The following is a 14,660-nucleotide window of genomic DNA, read 5'->3' on the forward strand; positions in this document are numbered from 1 at the left end:
TACTGTAATACTTTTTCTGTGTACTCATTTTTCTAAGATATTATTTTGGTCTTAATATCTCTAAAAAATCGTCCGTGTAAATTTAGCAACTCCAACCATGCGCCCCATAGCAGTACGTTCTTTAATGTTCTCCAATTCCATTTCATACAAACTGCTCATCACTGAGGATATCATTTTCCAGATCGGGTTTCTTTTTCCGTTAGGACGACTTTGCAAGCCGTTATTTCTAACGACCACATTTATTTGATGCTCTTCCAACCATTCTAGTGTTTGAATAACGTCCCCGGTGTTTCTGCCTAGACGTGAAAATTCTTCAACTACTAATTCTTTCACTTGATCACCTTCAACCAATTTCACTACTTCTTTCCCTCTAGGACGATCCTTGAATGAAACTGAACCAGAAATCTTATCCATCAACACCAAATCGTATTTTTCATTATCTACAGAAAAACGATCCCCACTTTGTTGAATCGTTGAAACTCGGTTGTATTTTATCTTCATTTTTGTTGCCATTTTAATCACACACTAATTTTACACTCACTAAACCAAAAAATAAGGGATCGACTCCCCTGAAGTTGTTTCCCCTTTAATTAAGATAAAAAGGGAAACGGTTGGATGTGCTTAATTCAAGCAATACCAGTAAAAAGTTTTCATCTCTGGAGTCAAGTGAACTCGATCACGAATAAACTTTGGCATCTCCACTGCATAGTTTCGAATTTGATTTAAATCTTCTTTTTCTTCGGTAATTATAAAGAGGTTTGTTTCTCGATGCCTATTAAGTAATAATTCACTGTGGTAGATGTTGATCTGCTTGTTTTGATCGTGGTGTAGTTCTCGCATGTACATAACTGATCCCCTTTAATTAGTAATTCGATACAAATATACACACTATAGTATGTATGTGAAAATATTTGCATACCTTTTTATGCATTTGCTTATCTTTGCAATACAGCCAACATTTCTAAAATAATCCAGTATAATAATGAATAAGGTTAAAACCAACACCGAAAAGTCCTTTATATATGCAATGATAATCTTATTGCTTTTTGTGATAACCTATATAGGTGTATTCCTGAAGGTATGGAATTCAATTCCGCAAGGTGAGTTTATTATAGGCGTTCCTTTTCTAATTGCTGGATATCTTGGAGTAGTAGGTTCAATTTATTTAATAAAGGGTCGTAAGGACAAGATATCAGTCAAGAAAGTAATTTCTCTCACAATCAACATTGGTGTTATGGTTTTATTTATAGGACTTATTATTAATAATGTCATTGACATCAAGAATGTTTTCAATTGACTTTGCAAATTATAGACAACGACACTAATAACAACTCAATGACAAAACCAAAAGAGGAATACCCTGAAGAAATAAAACAAGTGCTTGTAGAGATTGGCAAACGTGTTCGACAGTTTCGTAGAGCCAGTGAACCAAATTACGAGACCTTTGCCAAGACTCATGACATTAACAAAGTAACACTATCAAAATTAGAAAGGGGTGAAAACTTTAGGATGAGCACCTTACTTCAGGTGCTGAAGGCTTTGGATATAACTATTGATGATTTCTTTGGAGAGGATATTTTATAAAATATTATAATCCTCCCCAAATATTTATTATTTTACCTGTAAACCTCTTCATGGGGGGCACACTCCTCCCCTAAAATGATGGTAATTAGGACTTCCAAGAACATCCACTTCTTTCCTAGTACTATAAAAACACTTAATAAACTATAGTTAAACCAATTAAAAGGTACACTAATCATTTATTCCAGTACGCATATACGCATATTAAAATGGGTGAGATATAACTGGTAAACAAACAGAAGAGAGAGAGCATATTGACATGGATGGATGGATGGATCACTAACCATAACGACCATCCAAATCCATATTATTTAACTCAACCACAATCAATACGATCAACACAACAGGGATTAGCACGGCAACAACTGTTCTCATTGTTTTAACCTCTTGACTGTATTCAAACTTTTTAACTTTAATTATTGAATCAAAAGGGATGGTGACCTTTGACAAGTCAATTGTTCCACCAATATTAGAGTGAGGTTCATAATAAACAACGAAGGAATTCACTTTACGTGAGACAAACTCTAGTTTATTTTCAAGGTTAATAAAACCTATTAGTGTATCATTTAATACATATGCATCGTGCAATTCATAGTGATACTTTTGATATTTCTGATTTATAAAAACCTTGTACTCCTCTTTTAATTCCACTTCTTGATTATAGTCAGTAATCCACCTATTACCAGAGCACCCAACAAGGTGGGTAAGAATAATCAAAACGGAAGTAATGCGATGAATTGGTTTTATTTGGAAGAACATGTGTTTTTCTATGCAAGTTACTACCAACTTATAGGCAATGTCAATTAAATATGATGAATACTTAAACGTTCATAATATCAGTACATGGATTAGTTATCTCAACATACAGATCGAAAGATGCTAATTAGATGATCCCCATCCATCCATTGGTGACACCTTCATTTCCATATTATTTATCTCAACCACAATTAATACGATCAACGCAACAGGTATTAACACAGCAACAAATGTCCTTAAGTTTTTGGTCTTGTTACTGTATTCGAACTTTCTTACTTTTATTATTGAATTAAATGGTATTGAGATTTCCGACAAATCAACTATCCCACTAATATTAATTTGAGGTTCATAAGTAATAACAAAAGAATTCAATTTACGTGACACAGAATTAATTTCATCCTCAAGTTTTATAAAACCGATAAGGGTATCATTTAAGACACGAGCGTCATGCAGTTGATAGTAATGATCCTGATATTTTTGATTTATAAAAACCTTGTACTCACCTTTTAACTCTACTGTTTGATCATAGTCTGTTGTCCATCTGTAACCAGAGCAACCCACCAGATGGATAGCGATAATAAATATCGAAATAATACGGTGAATTGATTTGATTCGAAAAAACATTTGTTTTCTCTGCAAGTTACTACCCACCAAAATAATTGTCAATTTAAATATGATATTTACTTAAACCTCCATAGGCAGTATTTATATTAAAACACCAATGCCAGAGAAGAAAAGAAAATACTACCGTACCCCATGTGATGGTCTTAATCAGATGAGAATGGAACAAATTGGGGGATTGTTACGTGAATACAGGTATGAAACAATGCTTTCGAGGGATGATTTTGCTCGTGAATATGGGATTAGTCGATCTCTGGTCGAGAGAGCAGAACGAGGCATGCCAGTGCATTTTCTGACATACCTTCGTCTTGCCGATATTTATTGCATACCTGTGTGGCAATTATTTGAGGGGGTTGAATGACTTCTTTGAAAAACGTTCTTCCAAAATTGCATAGATTAATATTTTAACAGAAAAAACAACTCATTACACTTACCTAATTTCCAAACGACAACCAACCACTAACACTCACATTTCATTATCAAGATAGAGTGGTTAAATCAATTCTTTCAAAGAAACTTGATACATCATAAAATATTGCGATTAGTATCGCAAGTTATTATTTAAAAAATTTCATACCCTATATCTTAATTATGTATATTAACTTATAATAAGGAGGTAAGTGTTTTGTACTGTTAATATTTAAATCATGAACGTGATTTCTATCAGATGCATCTCTTCCACTCGATCCTTTCCTCTGTCTATTACCTGCTCTTATAGTAGTACCTGTATGTTTATGACTTTCTGTTCCTCCTGTTACATCCGTATCTGAATATGTGTCAGTTCCCATAATAAACCGCCCAACAAGATTAGGTGTCCCATTACTTCCATCACAAACTGCCCATCCATTTGGAACGATCTCTTCAATTGATTGTCCTTCTAGCAGTCCCATCTGAGGTTGCCATGCCAAAACAGTCCCCTTAGGGACACCGTACGGAGCAATTGCTTTATCACCCGCTTGAGTTTTAAAAAGTTCTCTTGTTTTTGGATAATCAAGTAAGGTATGCCAATATGAATTAACCTTACATGAAATTGGTCCATAATAAATCTTTATTTCATCTTGTTTAAGTTTATTCAAAAAAGCATAAATATTTTCAAAACCATCAATAATCCCAGAATGTATAGGTTTAATGTCGCCTGCTGTTATCTCACACCTTAACTCTACTTTTGATGACTTTAGGATTTTTGAGTTTGAAGCACTAATTCCTCCACTAGCTGAACCATTACCAAATGAAGACTTAACAGCTAACTTAAAAGATTCGATTTCCTGACTGTTAGTCGATTTAATTTTTCCCTGAATTGCTATTCTAAAGCCATAATCGATTGATGCAATATAATGAGAGCCATAATCAGCTATAAACTGTCTCAATCTTTCTTCATCAGTTGATATTAATTTACTTTCAGAAAGAGGTTTTTCATTCCATTCAAGAGATTTTTCAGAAATGGATTTTCCAGTTTTGGTATTTTCAATGAGAATAAAAACTGAAGTTGAATTTTTACTTATCTTCTTAGCCTTTTTCATCGAAGCTTTCGCACTCGTGAACCCATAACTACCTTTAAAATATGCATGTAGCATCTCCGACAGTTCTTCCGTTGTGTTCGTTTCAATAAAACTAAACCTTGAATTCACAATGGAATTTAAATCAATTTGTTTGTTACCAGTTTCTTCTATGGGATCAATATGGAATGCTTTTAATGGTGTTGAAATAGGAGAACTTGCTTCATTAAAATTTAGTCCACTACCTAATTCGTAATTTGACCCTGACTTTCCACTAACAATTAAATCATAATTTTCCTTTGTTATATTGTAGTAGTTTATTCTACCCTGTCCATGTAACAAAGACGGTAAAGCTATCATAACACAAAACACAAAAATTAGACTCTTCATTTACCCGTAGTTTAAGATTAATATTATATAAGAGATATTCACATTCTTTTATCCAATATTATAAATATTAAACTATAATGTCAACATAAATAGAATCATATCATTAAAATAAATTTGATCCAATCAATATTACATTTATTGTCATACAGTAAAGAACTATGGCAAATATTCAAATACGATAATCGTTTTTAAAATAATCAAGTATTTATTTTAAACATCGTCCCCCAATGGTGGACAGTAAATAATTGTACCGAAATAAATACTAATTAAAATGGATAAAACACTAATGCTGAAGAAAATGAATATTCGAATACAAAGGGAATTATATGATTTAATTAAGTTACATGCTGAATTGGAGCACTTACCCCCATCAACTTTTGTTCGTAAATTCCTGATGGATAATTTAATTCAAGATAGCCGTAGTAATAAAAGGGAAAATACAATGCCAAATAATGGTAATTACTGATTTAATTATTAATTAATGCGGATTAAAATCACCTCTTCAATTAATTAAAAAATGGTTCAGTATCGACTGAACCATTTAATTCTATTATCAGAAGGGCAAATCATCGTAATCATGTTCATCTGCTGCTTTCTTCTTATTTAATAATGCATTCAACTTCGCCACCCCTTCTTCAGGTAATGGCTTATGGGAATCATATATTTCGAAATGATCGTCTATAAAACCTCCTATTTCAACAATTTTATCCCTCACTTCAGACTCCTTAATCTCATTTACCCAAATTGAATTCAAGAATTGCAGAGTATTACAATACTCATAGTGCTTACCATTCAAATATACTACTGCTTCCACCCAGCTATCATCATATTCATGGAACTTATAGGTTACAGAATAAATCCAATCACGAAAACCCTTGGAATCAATCTCTGGAATAGCTTCAAGGTAATGATCTTCATGTGTTATTCGATGCCATACCAGATTGTGAATGGTATCAATTACTTTTTCTTGCTCCGAGGTTATGTTATTATTTTTCATTAGCTACTCCTTTTATTAACTCATCTGGTTTTCCAAAAAAGAGTTGTCTAGTGAAAAAATCACAATCATCGTCTTGGTTCATTATTCTATCATACATGATTGGTGCATGCTCTTTAATCTCCTCCCCACTAAATGAATAATAAGGTAAGATATCATGCATCTCCCCATTAGGTAGCGTATTCCCATTTGGATAGTTATGATACTCATTGTATTCATATTGAACACCGCACTCTCTAAGTGTCATTTCGATCCATCCACAATCATCATATGTGGTATACAACTCGAATTTATTGTCGTCTGCGTTATTAACAAATACAGTGTATTGGTTTAGAATAAAATCTGCTGTTAACTCTATTTTTTTACACATAATTTTAATGTTTTAAGTGCAGTTGACTCCATTCAAAGCCAACTGCTTTTAATTATTTAGGGTTTCTTGCCCATATTGACAGAGTAAAAACTTATTCCTCAAACATTTCCTTCTTTTCTTCAAACTTGAATATTAAAACTTCAGCCAGTTCATCGATAACTCTGTTTTCTTCAGCTTCAACAGCCTTGATAAAGTTGGGATGCTCATAAACCTGACGATAAAACTCTTCCTCAAGCAAATACTTTTCATTGTCATCTACATCATCGTAATCATCATTGACCTCTTCAGGAATTTCGATATTATCAATTTCAAAATCTGAAAGCATTTCTTCCTTCTGATTGTCCTGATATTTACTATCAGCATGACCATACACCAGCCATGATCCACAAAGAATTTCATGACTCTCCTGATACCGTCCTCTTCTCAGTTCATAATCATTATCCTCATCAATTGTGATGAACATGTCGTATTTATAGAAATCATAAATATTCTCTTTTATTAGTTCTTTTAAATCATCGATTTTTTTCATTTTAATTTGTTTTATCATTGTTATTAATATTCATATTTTCAATCAGTTCCAACAGGGAACTAGTTGGACTAATGGCATAACACGTTACTCGCTTCTTGCCCCTTCTTTTGGTTTTAAAGCCTCTTTCAGCCATCTTCTTGCCCAATGATGGAACATTGATCCTCTTTCCAAATTGAGGGAATTCCCTGCCTAGAATCAGCACTAAATCCAATGTTGATATATAATATGGTTCAACACCTTTAATAGGATACTCAACATAATCATCCAATACCATATCCACATCGCTCTGCTGCATATGGTCTTCTGTTATTTGATCCAACAAGTCCCTATCTGTTGGTTCATATGAGTACTTAAAGTCATTAGCGTACAAGTGATATGCTTCCATGAACAAGTCGATGTAATCCAATTGAGGTAATTTCTTCTGGTGGATCATCTCCAACTCTAGGGGAATGATTCTACGGTTACCTTTATCTCGAATAATATGAACCTGATTCCCTGAACCTGCAAATGAACAGTTACGGTCAATAACTGAAATTCTTCTATCGTACTTCCTACGTGTAGAGAAGGAACTTTGACTCAGGATATTCCTGAATGTTTTTTCTGCATTAAATGTGCGTCCATCCATCTCATCATCAATGATTAGTAACGACTGCCCCATTAACACCTTAAAATCCTCGTCAAATGCAATAGGATGTTCTGTTTGATAGGTTCGTAACTCTTCCGGCAATATGAACTTTCTCAACAAAGTAGTTTTACCAATACCTTGCTCCGTACTCAAAAGGCACAAGAAGAATTCATTGGCGAACTCTCCACCGAGTGCTTGAGCAATGATGCCTACATACCACTTTTTGAAGAAATGAAGAACGATGCCCTTATCAATGTCTTTATTCTTCAACTCAATGCAGTCCATCCACTTTTCAAACGTACCGAGAGGATGACGATCCTTGTGTTTTTCAATAAAAGCTTTGATCGGGTGAAACTGATTGATGTAATTGGACTTAATTACCTCTTCAAATCGAGTCCTTGGCACTTCCTTCCCAAAGTACTTTTTCAAGTCGATGAACAGGGTATTGTAAGTCATTTCCGTAATGATCTTACCATCTTTAATGATGTCCTGACGGAACGCATCGTATTGAACTCCCTGTTCATTCAGGTAAGCAGCAATATCGTCTGAACTAATACTATTGGTTCTTACTTTGCCCTTAACTTCGAAACCATATTGGGGCAAGAGACTTTCAGTTTTTCTATTGTCACCATTACCTTCCAGAACTTTAAGAACTTGAAAATGATTATTCGGCTGTTTGACTTTAAAACCTGCTGAACCACTAAAGCACATATAAACCTTTGAATCCTTATAATAGTACCCACTGAAGGCAGCACTTGAACCGGGTCTAGTCAACTTCACCATTTGATCATCTTCGGCATAAACAGTCCATCCATGCTTTTTAAACAGTTCGATGATGTTGTATTCCTCATTGAACTTTACAATTGCTGGCTCTTTGTATTCATGCGGTTTAACCTCTTTTTGTTTAGCTATAGCATTACGATCCAGACTACGTGCTAGGGTTAATAATGTGTCTCTCTCTTCAGGTGTTATAACAGGAATATCAATATTCATTTGAATGAAATCCATTTTACCTTGTCTTACTGAATAGTCGTTAAGGTGATGGCAGAAGTAACCTCCTTCCCCACGAGTTTCTAGTATTACTTCGCCTTGCTCTGAGTGTGCTAATTTCAGATTACCATCAATAACGGCATCCGTACATCTGTAGATGAAGTGATAACCTTCATTTGGGGTTCTCTGAATTATCAACTTGGATGCAAGGTCTTCAGGAATTATCTTGTGATAATCGGCAAATATTGCTTTATCAGGATCATTCTTTACATCGATGTCAATGCATTCTAAATGACCGGATACTTCTCCAGTAATTATTCCAACATATCCACCATTGTCAAAATGTTCTTTCCACTGCTTATATGGTGCAATTTCCGACTGATATTGCTTCCACTTTCCAAATGGACACTTATTGCTGTTTACTGGTATTATTGACAGGTCTAGATCATTACTTTTCCCTGATTCTGTAGTATTTATATCTACAGGAGGAATTGGTGTTAGTTGGTCGTTTTCTTCATTAATTTTCATTGTTTAAAGGATTATACATAGAGTTATTTTTTAGTACAGCTTTCGCAATTAGCTGTTTGACGTAAACTGTCACAGGCAGATACTCTGCCTGAGCAGTTTGCTTTAATTTTTCATTTAGACCTTTTTCTAGGTAAAGGTTCAACCTTACATTCTGATCATTTTTTTTACTTTTTCTCATGATCTTCTTGATTTTAACTATAAAGTTATTTTTCGCCTGACTGATAATACTTAACACCGTCACGTACTCATAAATACTCAGCTTGTGCGTTTTGAACACCAAACAGAGGTATTTTTTTTATTATTTTTTGTTTAGGGTAGACAAGCGACAAGCTAGAACCCTATATTTTACTGAAATTAGATACATTTACAGTAGGTATTTGCACCCCCTAATATCGACTGTACTGTATTTAGAAAGTTTTAAACCTGCTTGTCACCTTGTCACCTTGTCTACCCTTAGATAGTTTTTGATCTCTAAGCCAACATTGGGGAGAATAATAAGTAAGACTATTGTTAGGCATCCCCAAGCATATTCATCATCTTATTCATATTGAACCCTGCCCCCATAAGCAGATCGATAAACAAAAACGAATTATATGTATCGACTTCTTTTAAATAACTCAAAGCTAGGTTGAAGTTGACTAGAACAACCTCTCCCTTGCGGAGGATGACCTTGTTCTCTTGCATGTCATTATCTACCAATGCCAATTGAATAATTTCCTTACTTTGGGAAGTACTCATAAACTCTAATGGTGATTTACCTTCTGGCTTACCATAGGACTCATAAATTTCCCATAGGTTAATCAACTCACCACGTATTTGTTTATCAGTAAACTCCTCTACATAGCTGTTAAACTTTAGCTTTAATTCTTCACGATTTTTTTCCATGATACTTTAATTTTAAACATTATATTTCTATTACTTATTGAACTCAGATTGCTTTAAAGAATTTATGAAGCTTCGAGTTCAACTCATTTAGATTCTTATACAGAGCAGGACAGGTATCCTCAATATCACCAAGTAGAAAATTGTACTCGAATAGGAATTCATCATTTTTATCTATCATCTCCTGATATTCAAACTTTACATTCAATGTACTCAATGCTAATTCCATCCATTGTGCATCTCGAACACAAGAGGTGTAAAGACTTACACTACCATTACCATCTGCATATTGGGATTCTGAGAAAACATCCAATATCCAATCTGCTTTTACTTCGATTGTTGCTGAGTTCTTTTTAGTTTCATTTTTTGAAACAGTCGATTCTGAGTTTTTTAAATTATCGTTTTTCATGATATTATATTTTAATGATTAATAACTATCCCGATTTAACATCAAGATTAATTTCACCCTACTTTAAATTGGTCAGGGTCAGACCAGACGTTGAAAAATAATATTGCGCAATACTATAAGGTGTACACCTTGAGTAGCAATCCCCATCAAAGGGGGATCGTGAGAGAAAAATATTCAAATCCTATGCTCGTTATAGATCAGCATTAGCAACCCATCAATCACTTGCTATGGCACTTAAAACCTCATTAAAACTAATGTTATTTGATCTCCATGATTCATAAATCAAATTCACAAATACTTCGAATTTAAAATGATCAATAGATGCAATTTTTGTTCTAAATTCACTTAGATCACCTAAATAACACATGACTCCATCACCGTATTCAATAGAATCCAATAAGTTATCCTTAGAATTAGAGAACCAACCTTGATTATATTGAATCGATGTCCCATTGTAAGCTTGGAAAATGTATGCAAGTTGCTGGGATGTAAACACTCCTTTTAGTTCAATCATTACCAATCTATGCAGATGACAATTAAAATTAAGGCTATTGGATACTGTTCTAAATGATTTATTGACAATCATGCTTTCATCCTCATCTAATCCACTAATATACCCTGCTAAATCCTCATTGTCGTTCATAAATGATGCGAGAGCGATAAGCGAGTTGGAGTCAAATTTTCTAGTTTTTAACATTGAAGATGTTAATGCTTCCATGAAATTTGAAGCTTCTGATGTGCTACTAGTACTTCTTAAGTCCACAATAGCTGTTTTTGAATTGTTTTTCATTTTATAAAAATTAAATTGTTAATAATTCCCTCCTAAGGCATCGGGTATCCATATAATTTCGTTACTAACCTCCCCCAAATGGCACGACAATATCAGGCGACAATATCTACTGTCGTTATTAGTGCCCGTAAATACATTAAGGGGAGTCATTGATTACTAATCGTTTGTAATCAATCTAAGATTCAAATGCTGTTAGTGTAATCTAACGTCTGTCGGATAAGCACCTTCTATCGATTCAGGTAATTGACAATCAATATAATCGGCTGTCAGCCACCTAATCGATTAGGCACTGGCATTGCTACTCCAAGTTATTTCACTGCAAATTGCTGTTCAATAATTTCGGGATATTGTTGCCAGACTTTTCCGTCTAGTTCTTTACCATTTAACTTCTTACTTCGTTTTATTCCATCTTCTCCCCATGTCCCCCACTGCTTAAAGAAGAATGCAATACCATCTGTTTCGCATTGTTGCTTGATGTTTAATACCCAATCTTTTTCCATGGGTCTGGCTTTATGCCCACTTTCTCCTCCAACTATTGCCAAATGAATTCCTGCTAGGTTTATTTCCCCTAAATCCTCAAGCAATGGCTCTACAGATAAGAATAATACACTTGCTTGCAGGTTTCTCAATTTATCAATCCGTGGCAACCCTTCTTTACGATTATCTACAGTAACACCAAGCCATACATTTCTTGGTATTGTTCGTTGTGATAAATAATCATACATCCTATTGGCTCTCTTGGTCAGAATCTGATAGGTGTGCTGTGGTGTTTGTTCAATAACGTTGAAAATTTCATCTAAATACTCTCTAGGCATATCCTCGTGAAAGGTGTCACTCATAGAGTTTACAAAATACACTGTCGGCTTTTTTCTCCTTAGAGGTTCATTCAAACGTGACGGAACAGTATTGAACTCAAATCCATTCTCATATCCTTCTACCCCCATTGCTTGTAAACGGGTAGCCATTGTTTCAGCGTAGCAGTTCTTGCACCCTGAACTTACTTTAGTACAGCCAGCCGAAGGATTCCATGTTTTCTCTGTCCATTCAATCTTGTGTTTCATTTTACTACTTTTTAAATTACTTGTTTCTTCCTTATTGCTACTCTTGCTCCTTGAGCCGACTGTAGCTGAAATATTACTTTTCATCTTTAAAAAATTAATTTTCAATACTTTATTTTGTGTCAAACCTACCCCAAATGGCACGACAATATCAGGCGACAAAAGCTATTGTCGGTAAAAGTGTCGGTTATTACATTAAGGGGAATGATTGATTACTAATCACTTGCAATCAACCTAATGTTCAAAATATGTTAGAGTAATCTAACGTCTATCGGATAGTACCTACTATAGGTTCAGGTAATGCCCAACTGAGTTGCTAAGTGTGAAGTCAATAAACTTCTTATCCACTTTACCGGGAAGAGTATCACATCGTCTTCTATTAACCTCAAACAACTTATTTGTCTCGTGGTTAATGAAATACAATAGTGCAACCTCATATTTTGATGGTTTCCTGCTATCCTCAATAAACTCCTTCGATAATTCTTTGATGAAGTAACTCAAGTGAGCGTAGGTTTTAAACCATACAATTAGGGCAGGATTATCTGAAGTGAATACTTTCTTGAAATCCGGTAGATTACAATCAATATAACCTTCTCTTTTGAAATCCTTATGGATGTATGCCAGAATATCATGTTTCCTCTTATTAGCTTCTGGACGTATTTTAAACCTTGGTTTCTTATCGATAACCTGTTTACCGTACCCTTTAAGAAACTCCAGTGTTTCATCACAATAATCCATCTTCACCCGAACAATATCTGTAAATCCAATATCATCGAAACACCTGACCTCATTTTGAAGATAATATCCCAACTGCTCTCTTGCTGATTTAATTTGTTGGGAACATTCCTCAATTACCTCTAGGGGTTTGTTCTCGACAATATACAGCCGGAACTCATTGAACTGCTGATCTAACTCCTCTCTCAAGAAGATACTGCATCTATGACCGTTAATTTCAATATATCTTAATCGCTCTGATAGTTCTATACCGGAATCATGCATATCAGCTTTGATCTCGTCAATATTATCATGCTCCTCATTTAGGGGATCGTGCTTGATGGTGTAATCGTTGTTTATTAATGTTGTTATGAACTCTTTCATTGGTTTTAGATTTTAATTAAAATTATTTCTTAATCATCGACATTATCTCTTTCTTTTGGTCATCAGAAATAAATCCCCAAGGGAAGAGGTCTTCAGCAAGAACATTCATATCAATTAATGTACTCTTCGTTAATTTATGGCATATGTAGTTGGCATATATTGAGACATCATTTTCATCATCAATGCAAATCTCCAACATCACTGCCGAACCAAGAGTTAAATCATGGTCTGCTTTAGTTTTTAGTAATTTTAATAACTTTTGTGCACCAAGTAGATCGTCTAGTTCTGAATGTGACCTAATAACTTTCTTAAAACTATTGCTCTTGTCCAGCAACATTGTCATAAACAGTTGGCTATCCTCACTACTCATTAGTTTATTTGGACTCAAATCCTTTATCTCATTTGTTTTTTTCATGATATTAATATTTATAATTTGACACTTTATTTATTAATTTTTAAGCAAACGAATCCCATTCTGATCCACAACTGGATTAGTTATATTCATTCAAAATCTAGTATTACATTTTTAAAATTAGGGACTCCCTATTTAAAGGGGTCTACACTATGACTTAGCACAGTCAGAGGTATAATATGATTCAGGCATTAGTCGTAATCGATGCCTTGCTCCCTGACCTACAGGCTAATCATTTCTTCGCCTATAACCTCATATTCAAACACATTAGCATCATTTTCAACAACGATATCTTCTTCTATTTCATAATAATCAAGTTCTTGAGAAGATATTGACAAATGATATTTACCTGCAGGAACTTCATCACAATAACTTCTTTCAAAGTCTTGCATCGATACCAAATCATCAATCACGGTATTACCTTCCTTATCTGTTAAGGTCAAATTAATATTGGCATTCTCAGGTGTCTCTTCAAGACTTGCATAATTCTTGTTTACAATCCAAACCTCTAAATCTACTTTACACATAACTTTAAATTTTAATCATTAAATAAATTTCACATTGCAATAATACAAACTTTTTAACACACTGCTCTACAGGTATTTAAATTAAAAAGTTGTTTTAAGAGTAATACACTTTTAAATTAAAAAGTGTTAACATAACAAATTGAAAACATGACTATTGAACACTTGGTAAATTCATATTGGTTAAATACACGTAGACATTATTTAACTTTCATTATCACTATTTAACTTTTTGAATAGGAAGAAAATCCAAATTTTTCTTCTGTTCGCTATAATATTATAGAATAATTGAGTCTTAACCGAACGTAATTATAGGCATTTACAGTCACGAGCCATTATTGCAGAGAGGTGCAAAAAAATAGAGTTAACATCTTATTTTAACTACAATCATAAATACCCAAATAAAGACATGTAATTCACAATAACTCATCTACAACATCATTAACTATATATATTGGTGTATAAATAGCTGTTTCAACCCTTATTTTATCACTCAACAAACTTCTCTCTTCACATCGGAATATTTCAATTTGACAACCTTGAATTCTCTTCATTAATATCGTAACTTTAGCACTTACACTAATGATTAACAACTCTTTACTTAAGC

The 14,660-nt window shown here is 33.9% G+C and carries 21 protein-coding genes; 4 read left to right on the forward strand and 17 right to left on the reverse strand.

Translation table 11 applies throughout. The features are described from left to right. Positions 1–60 precede the first annotated feature (60 nt). Positions 61–501 (reverse strand): recombinase family protein, encoded by a 441-nt coding sequence (locus ACRD7B_RS10430; protein WP_430824491.1) that lies wholly within the window; start codon positions 499–501, stop codon positions 61–63. 481 nt (positions 502–982) lie between these two features. On the opposite strand from ACRD7B_RS10430, the gene ACRD7B_RS10435 reads away from it, so the two are divergent. Then, positions 983–1,297: a hypothetical protein gene (locus tag ACRD7B_RS10435; RefSeq protein ID WP_430824492.1), complete on the forward strand. Its 315-nt coding sequence runs from the start codon at positions 983–985 to the stop codon at positions 1,295–1,297. Between the two features lie 38 nt (positions 1,298–1,335). After that, the gene (locus ACRD7B_RS10440) at positions 1,336–1,584 is read left to right on the forward strand and encodes a helix-turn-helix domain-containing protein (protein WP_430824493.1); all 249 of its coding nucleotides are present in this window, start codon (positions 1,336–1,338) and stop codon (positions 1,582–1,584) included. 276 nt (positions 1,585–1,860) lie between these two features. On the opposite strand, the gene ACRD7B_RS10445 is transcribed toward ACRD7B_RS10440, so the two are convergent. Together ACRD7B_RS10445 and ACRD7B_RS10450 are read right to left on the reverse strand one after the other, a co-directional pair. After that, positions 1,861–2,340 (reverse strand): hypothetical protein, encoded by a 480-nt coding sequence (locus tag ACRD7B_RS10445; protein ID WP_430824494.1) that lies wholly within the window; start codon positions 2,338–2,340, stop codon positions 1,861–1,863. Positions 2,341–2,460: 120 nt separating this feature from the next. After that, positions 2,461–2,961 (reverse strand): hypothetical protein, encoded by a 501-nt coding sequence (locus ACRD7B_RS10450; RefSeq protein ID WP_430824495.1) that lies wholly within the window; start codon positions 2,959–2,961, stop codon positions 2,461–2,463. A gap of 157 nt (positions 2,962–3,118) precedes the next feature. Here ACRD7B_RS10450 and ACRD7B_RS10455 point away from each other — a divergent pair, with 157 nt between their 5' ends. Further along, on the forward strand, positions 3,119–3,319 hold the full coding sequence (locus ACRD7B_RS10455) for a helix-turn-helix domain-containing protein (RefSeq protein WP_430824496.1): 201 nt from the start codon (positions 3,119–3,121) through the stop codon (positions 3,317–3,319). Between the two features lie 217 nt (positions 3,320–3,536). Here the strand turns inward: ACRD7B_RS10455 and ACRD7B_RS10460 are convergent, their stop codons facing one another. Beyond that, on the reverse strand, positions 3,537–4,844 hold the full coding sequence (locus ACRD7B_RS10460; protein ID WP_430824497.1) for a hypothetical protein: 1,308 nt from the start codon (positions 4,842–4,844) through the stop codon (positions 3,537–3,539). Positions 4,845–5,115: 271 nt separating this feature from the next. On the opposite strand from ACRD7B_RS10460, the gene ACRD7B_RS10465 reads away from it, so the two are divergent. After that, positions 5,116–5,310 (forward strand): hypothetical protein, encoded by a 195-nt coding sequence (locus ACRD7B_RS10465; protein ID WP_430824498.1) that lies wholly within the window; start codon positions 5,116–5,118, stop codon positions 5,308–5,310. A gap of 87 nt (positions 5,311–5,397) precedes the next feature. Here ACRD7B_RS10465 and ACRD7B_RS10470 read toward each other — a convergent pair whose 3' ends face one another. The 13 genes from ACRD7B_RS10470 to ACRD7B_RS10530 form a co-directional block, all read right to left on the reverse strand. Then, positions 5,398–5,841, reverse strand: a complete 444-nt coding sequence (locus ACRD7B_RS10470; RefSeq protein WP_430824499.1) for a hypothetical protein — start codon at positions 5,839–5,841, stop codon at positions 5,398–5,400. After that, positions 5,831–6,208 (reverse strand): hypothetical protein, encoded by a 378-nt coding sequence (locus ACRD7B_RS10475; protein ID WP_430824500.1) that lies wholly within the window; start codon positions 6,206–6,208, stop codon positions 5,831–5,833. The genes ACRD7B_RS10470 and ACRD7B_RS10475 overlap by 11 nt, the downstream gene beginning before the upstream one ends. Positions 6,209–6,299: 91 nt before the next feature. Further along, the gene (locus ACRD7B_RS10480) at positions 6,300–6,737 is read right to left on the reverse strand and encodes a hypothetical protein (RefSeq protein ID WP_430824501.1); all 438 of its coding nucleotides are present in this window, start codon (positions 6,735–6,737) and stop codon (positions 6,300–6,302) included. Position 6,738: 1 nt separating this feature from the next. Then, a complete protein-coding gene (locus ACRD7B_RS10485) occupies positions 6,739–8,880 on the reverse strand; it encodes a VapE domain-containing protein (protein WP_430824502.1) in 2,142 nt (713 codons plus the stop codon). Continuing rightward, on the reverse strand, positions 8,870–9,058 hold the full coding sequence (locus ACRD7B_RS10490) for a hypothetical protein (RefSeq protein ID WP_430824503.1): 189 nt from the start codon (positions 9,056–9,058) through the stop codon (positions 8,870–8,872). Before ACRD7B_RS10490 ends, ACRD7B_RS10485 begins: the two co-directional genes overlap by 11 nt. A 332-nt stretch (positions 9,059–9,390) precedes the next feature. Further along, on the reverse strand, positions 9,391–9,765 hold the full coding sequence (locus tag ACRD7B_RS10495) for a hypothetical protein (RefSeq protein WP_430824504.1): 375 nt from the start codon (positions 9,763–9,765) through the stop codon (positions 9,391–9,393). Positions 9,766–9,808: 43 nt separating this feature from the next. Next, positions 9,809–10,171 (reverse strand): hypothetical protein, encoded by a 363-nt coding sequence (locus ACRD7B_RS10500; RefSeq protein WP_430824505.1) that lies wholly within the window; start codon positions 10,169–10,171, stop codon positions 9,809–9,811. Between the two features lie 214 nt (positions 10,172–10,385). Further along, positions 10,386–10,961, reverse strand: a complete 576-nt coding sequence (locus ACRD7B_RS10505) for a hypothetical protein (protein WP_430824506.1) — start codon at positions 10,959–10,961, stop codon at positions 10,386–10,388. A gap of 308 nt (positions 10,962–11,269) precedes the next feature. Further along, entirely contained in the window at positions 11,270–12,106 is an 837-nt protein-coding gene (locus ACRD7B_RS10510; protein WP_430824507.1) for a phage Gp37/Gp68 family protein, read from the reverse strand. Positions 12,107–12,304: 198 nt separating this feature from the next. Next, the gene (locus ACRD7B_RS10515) at positions 12,305–13,117 is read right to left on the reverse strand and encodes a hypothetical protein (protein ID WP_430824508.1); all 813 of its coding nucleotides are present in this window, start codon (positions 13,115–13,117) and stop codon (positions 12,305–12,307) included. Positions 13,118–13,139: 22 nt separating this feature from the next. Continuing rightward, on the reverse strand, positions 13,140–13,532 hold the full coding sequence (locus ACRD7B_RS10520) for a hypothetical protein (RefSeq protein WP_430824509.1): 393 nt from the start codon (positions 13,530–13,532) through the stop codon (positions 13,140–13,142). 218 nt (positions 13,533–13,750) lie between these two features. Next, complete coding sequence (locus ACRD7B_RS10525; RefSeq protein WP_430824510.1) at positions 13,751–14,056, reverse strand: hypothetical protein; 306 nt, start codon at positions 14,054–14,056, stop codon at positions 13,751–13,753. Between the two features lie 413 nt (positions 14,057–14,469). Further along, on the reverse strand, positions 14,470–14,607 hold the full coding sequence (locus ACRD7B_RS10530; RefSeq protein WP_430824511.1) for a hypothetical protein: 138 nt from the start codon (positions 14,605–14,607) through the stop codon (positions 14,470–14,472). Positions 14,608–14,660 lie beyond the last annotated feature (53 nt).

The organism is Carboxylicivirga fragile (assembly GCF_050589805.1).
Lineage (GTDB): Bacteria > Bacteroidota > Bacteroidia > Bacteroidales > Marinilabiliaceae > Carboxylicivirga > Carboxylicivirga fragile.

Coding starts and splice junctions, on each gene's coding strand:
- ACRD7B_RS10500 (WP_430824505.1), bottom strand. CDS start 10,171: ATGAAAAACGATAATTTAAAAAACTCAGAATCGACTGTTTCAAAAAAT.
- ACRD7B_RS10525 (WP_430824510.1), bottom strand. CDS start 14,056: ATGTGTAAAGTAGATTTAGAGGTTTGGATTGTAAACAAGAATTATGCA.
- ACRD7B_RS10445 (WP_430824494.1), bottom strand. CDS start 2,340: ATGTTCTTCCAAATAAAACCAATTCATCGCATTACTTCCGTTTTGATT.
- ACRD7B_RS10490 (WP_430824503.1), bottom strand. CDS start 9,058: ATGAGAAAAAGTAAAAAAAATGATCAGAATGTAAGGTTGAACCTTTAC.
- ACRD7B_RS10450 (WP_430824495.1), bottom strand. CDS start 2,961: ATGTTTTTTCGAATCAAATCAATTCACCGTATTATTTCGATATTTATT.
- ACRD7B_RS10455 (WP_430824496.1), top strand. CDS start 3,119: ATGGAACAAATTGGGGGATTGTTACGTGAATACAGGTATGAAACAATG.
- ACRD7B_RS10435 (WP_430824492.1), top strand. CDS start 983: ATGAATAAGGTTAAAACCAACACCGAAAAGTCCTTTATATATGCAATG.
- ACRD7B_RS10470 (WP_430824499.1), bottom strand. CDS start 5,841: ATGAAAAATAATAACATAACCTCGGAGCAAGAAAAAGTAATTGATACC.
- ACRD7B_RS10510 (WP_430824507.1), bottom strand. CDS start 12,106: ATGAAAAGTAATATTTCAGCTACAGTCGGCTCAAGGAGCAAGAGTAGC.
- ACRD7B_RS10465 (WP_430824498.1), top strand. CDS start 5,116: ATGGATAAAACACTAATGCTGAAGAAAATGAATATTCGAATACAAAGG.
- ACRD7B_RS10460 (WP_430824497.1), bottom strand. CDS start 4,844: ATGAAGAGTCTAATTTTTGTGTTTTGTGTTATGATAGCTTTACCGTCT.
- ACRD7B_RS10480 (WP_430824501.1), bottom strand. CDS start 6,737: ATGAAAAAAATCGATGATTTAAAAGAACTAATAAAAGAGAATATTTAT.
- ACRD7B_RS10515 (WP_430824508.1), bottom strand. CDS start 13,117: ATGAAAGAGTTCATAACAACATTAATAAACAACGATTACACCATCAAG.
- ACRD7B_RS10430 (WP_430824491.1), bottom strand. CDS start 501: ATGAAGATAAAATACAACCGAGTTTCAACGATTCAACAAAGTGGGGAT.
- ACRD7B_RS10505 (WP_430824506.1), bottom strand. CDS start 10,961: ATGAAAAACAATTCAAAAACAGCTATTGTGGACTTAAGAAGTACTAGT.
- ACRD7B_RS10495 (WP_430824504.1), bottom strand. CDS start 9,765: ATGGAAAAAAATCGTGAAGAATTAAAGCTAAAGTTTAACAGCTATGTA.
- ACRD7B_RS10440 (WP_430824493.1), top strand. CDS start 1,336: ATGACAAAACCAAAAGAGGAATACCCTGAAGAAATAAAACAAGTGCTT.
- ACRD7B_RS10485 (WP_430824502.1), bottom strand. CDS start 8,880: ATGAAAATTAATGAAGAAAACGACCAACTAACACCAATTCCTCCTGTA.
- ACRD7B_RS10475 (WP_430824500.1), bottom strand. CDS start 6,208: ATGTGTAAAAAAATAGAGTTAACAGCAGATTTTATTCTAAACCAATAC.
- ACRD7B_RS10530 (WP_430824511.1), bottom strand. CDS start 14,607: ATGAAGAGAATTCAAGGTTGTCAAATTGAAATATTCCGATGTGAAGAG.
- ACRD7B_RS10520 (WP_430824509.1), bottom strand. CDS start 13,532: ATGAAAAAAACAAATGAGATAAAGGATTTGAGTCCAAATAAACTAATG.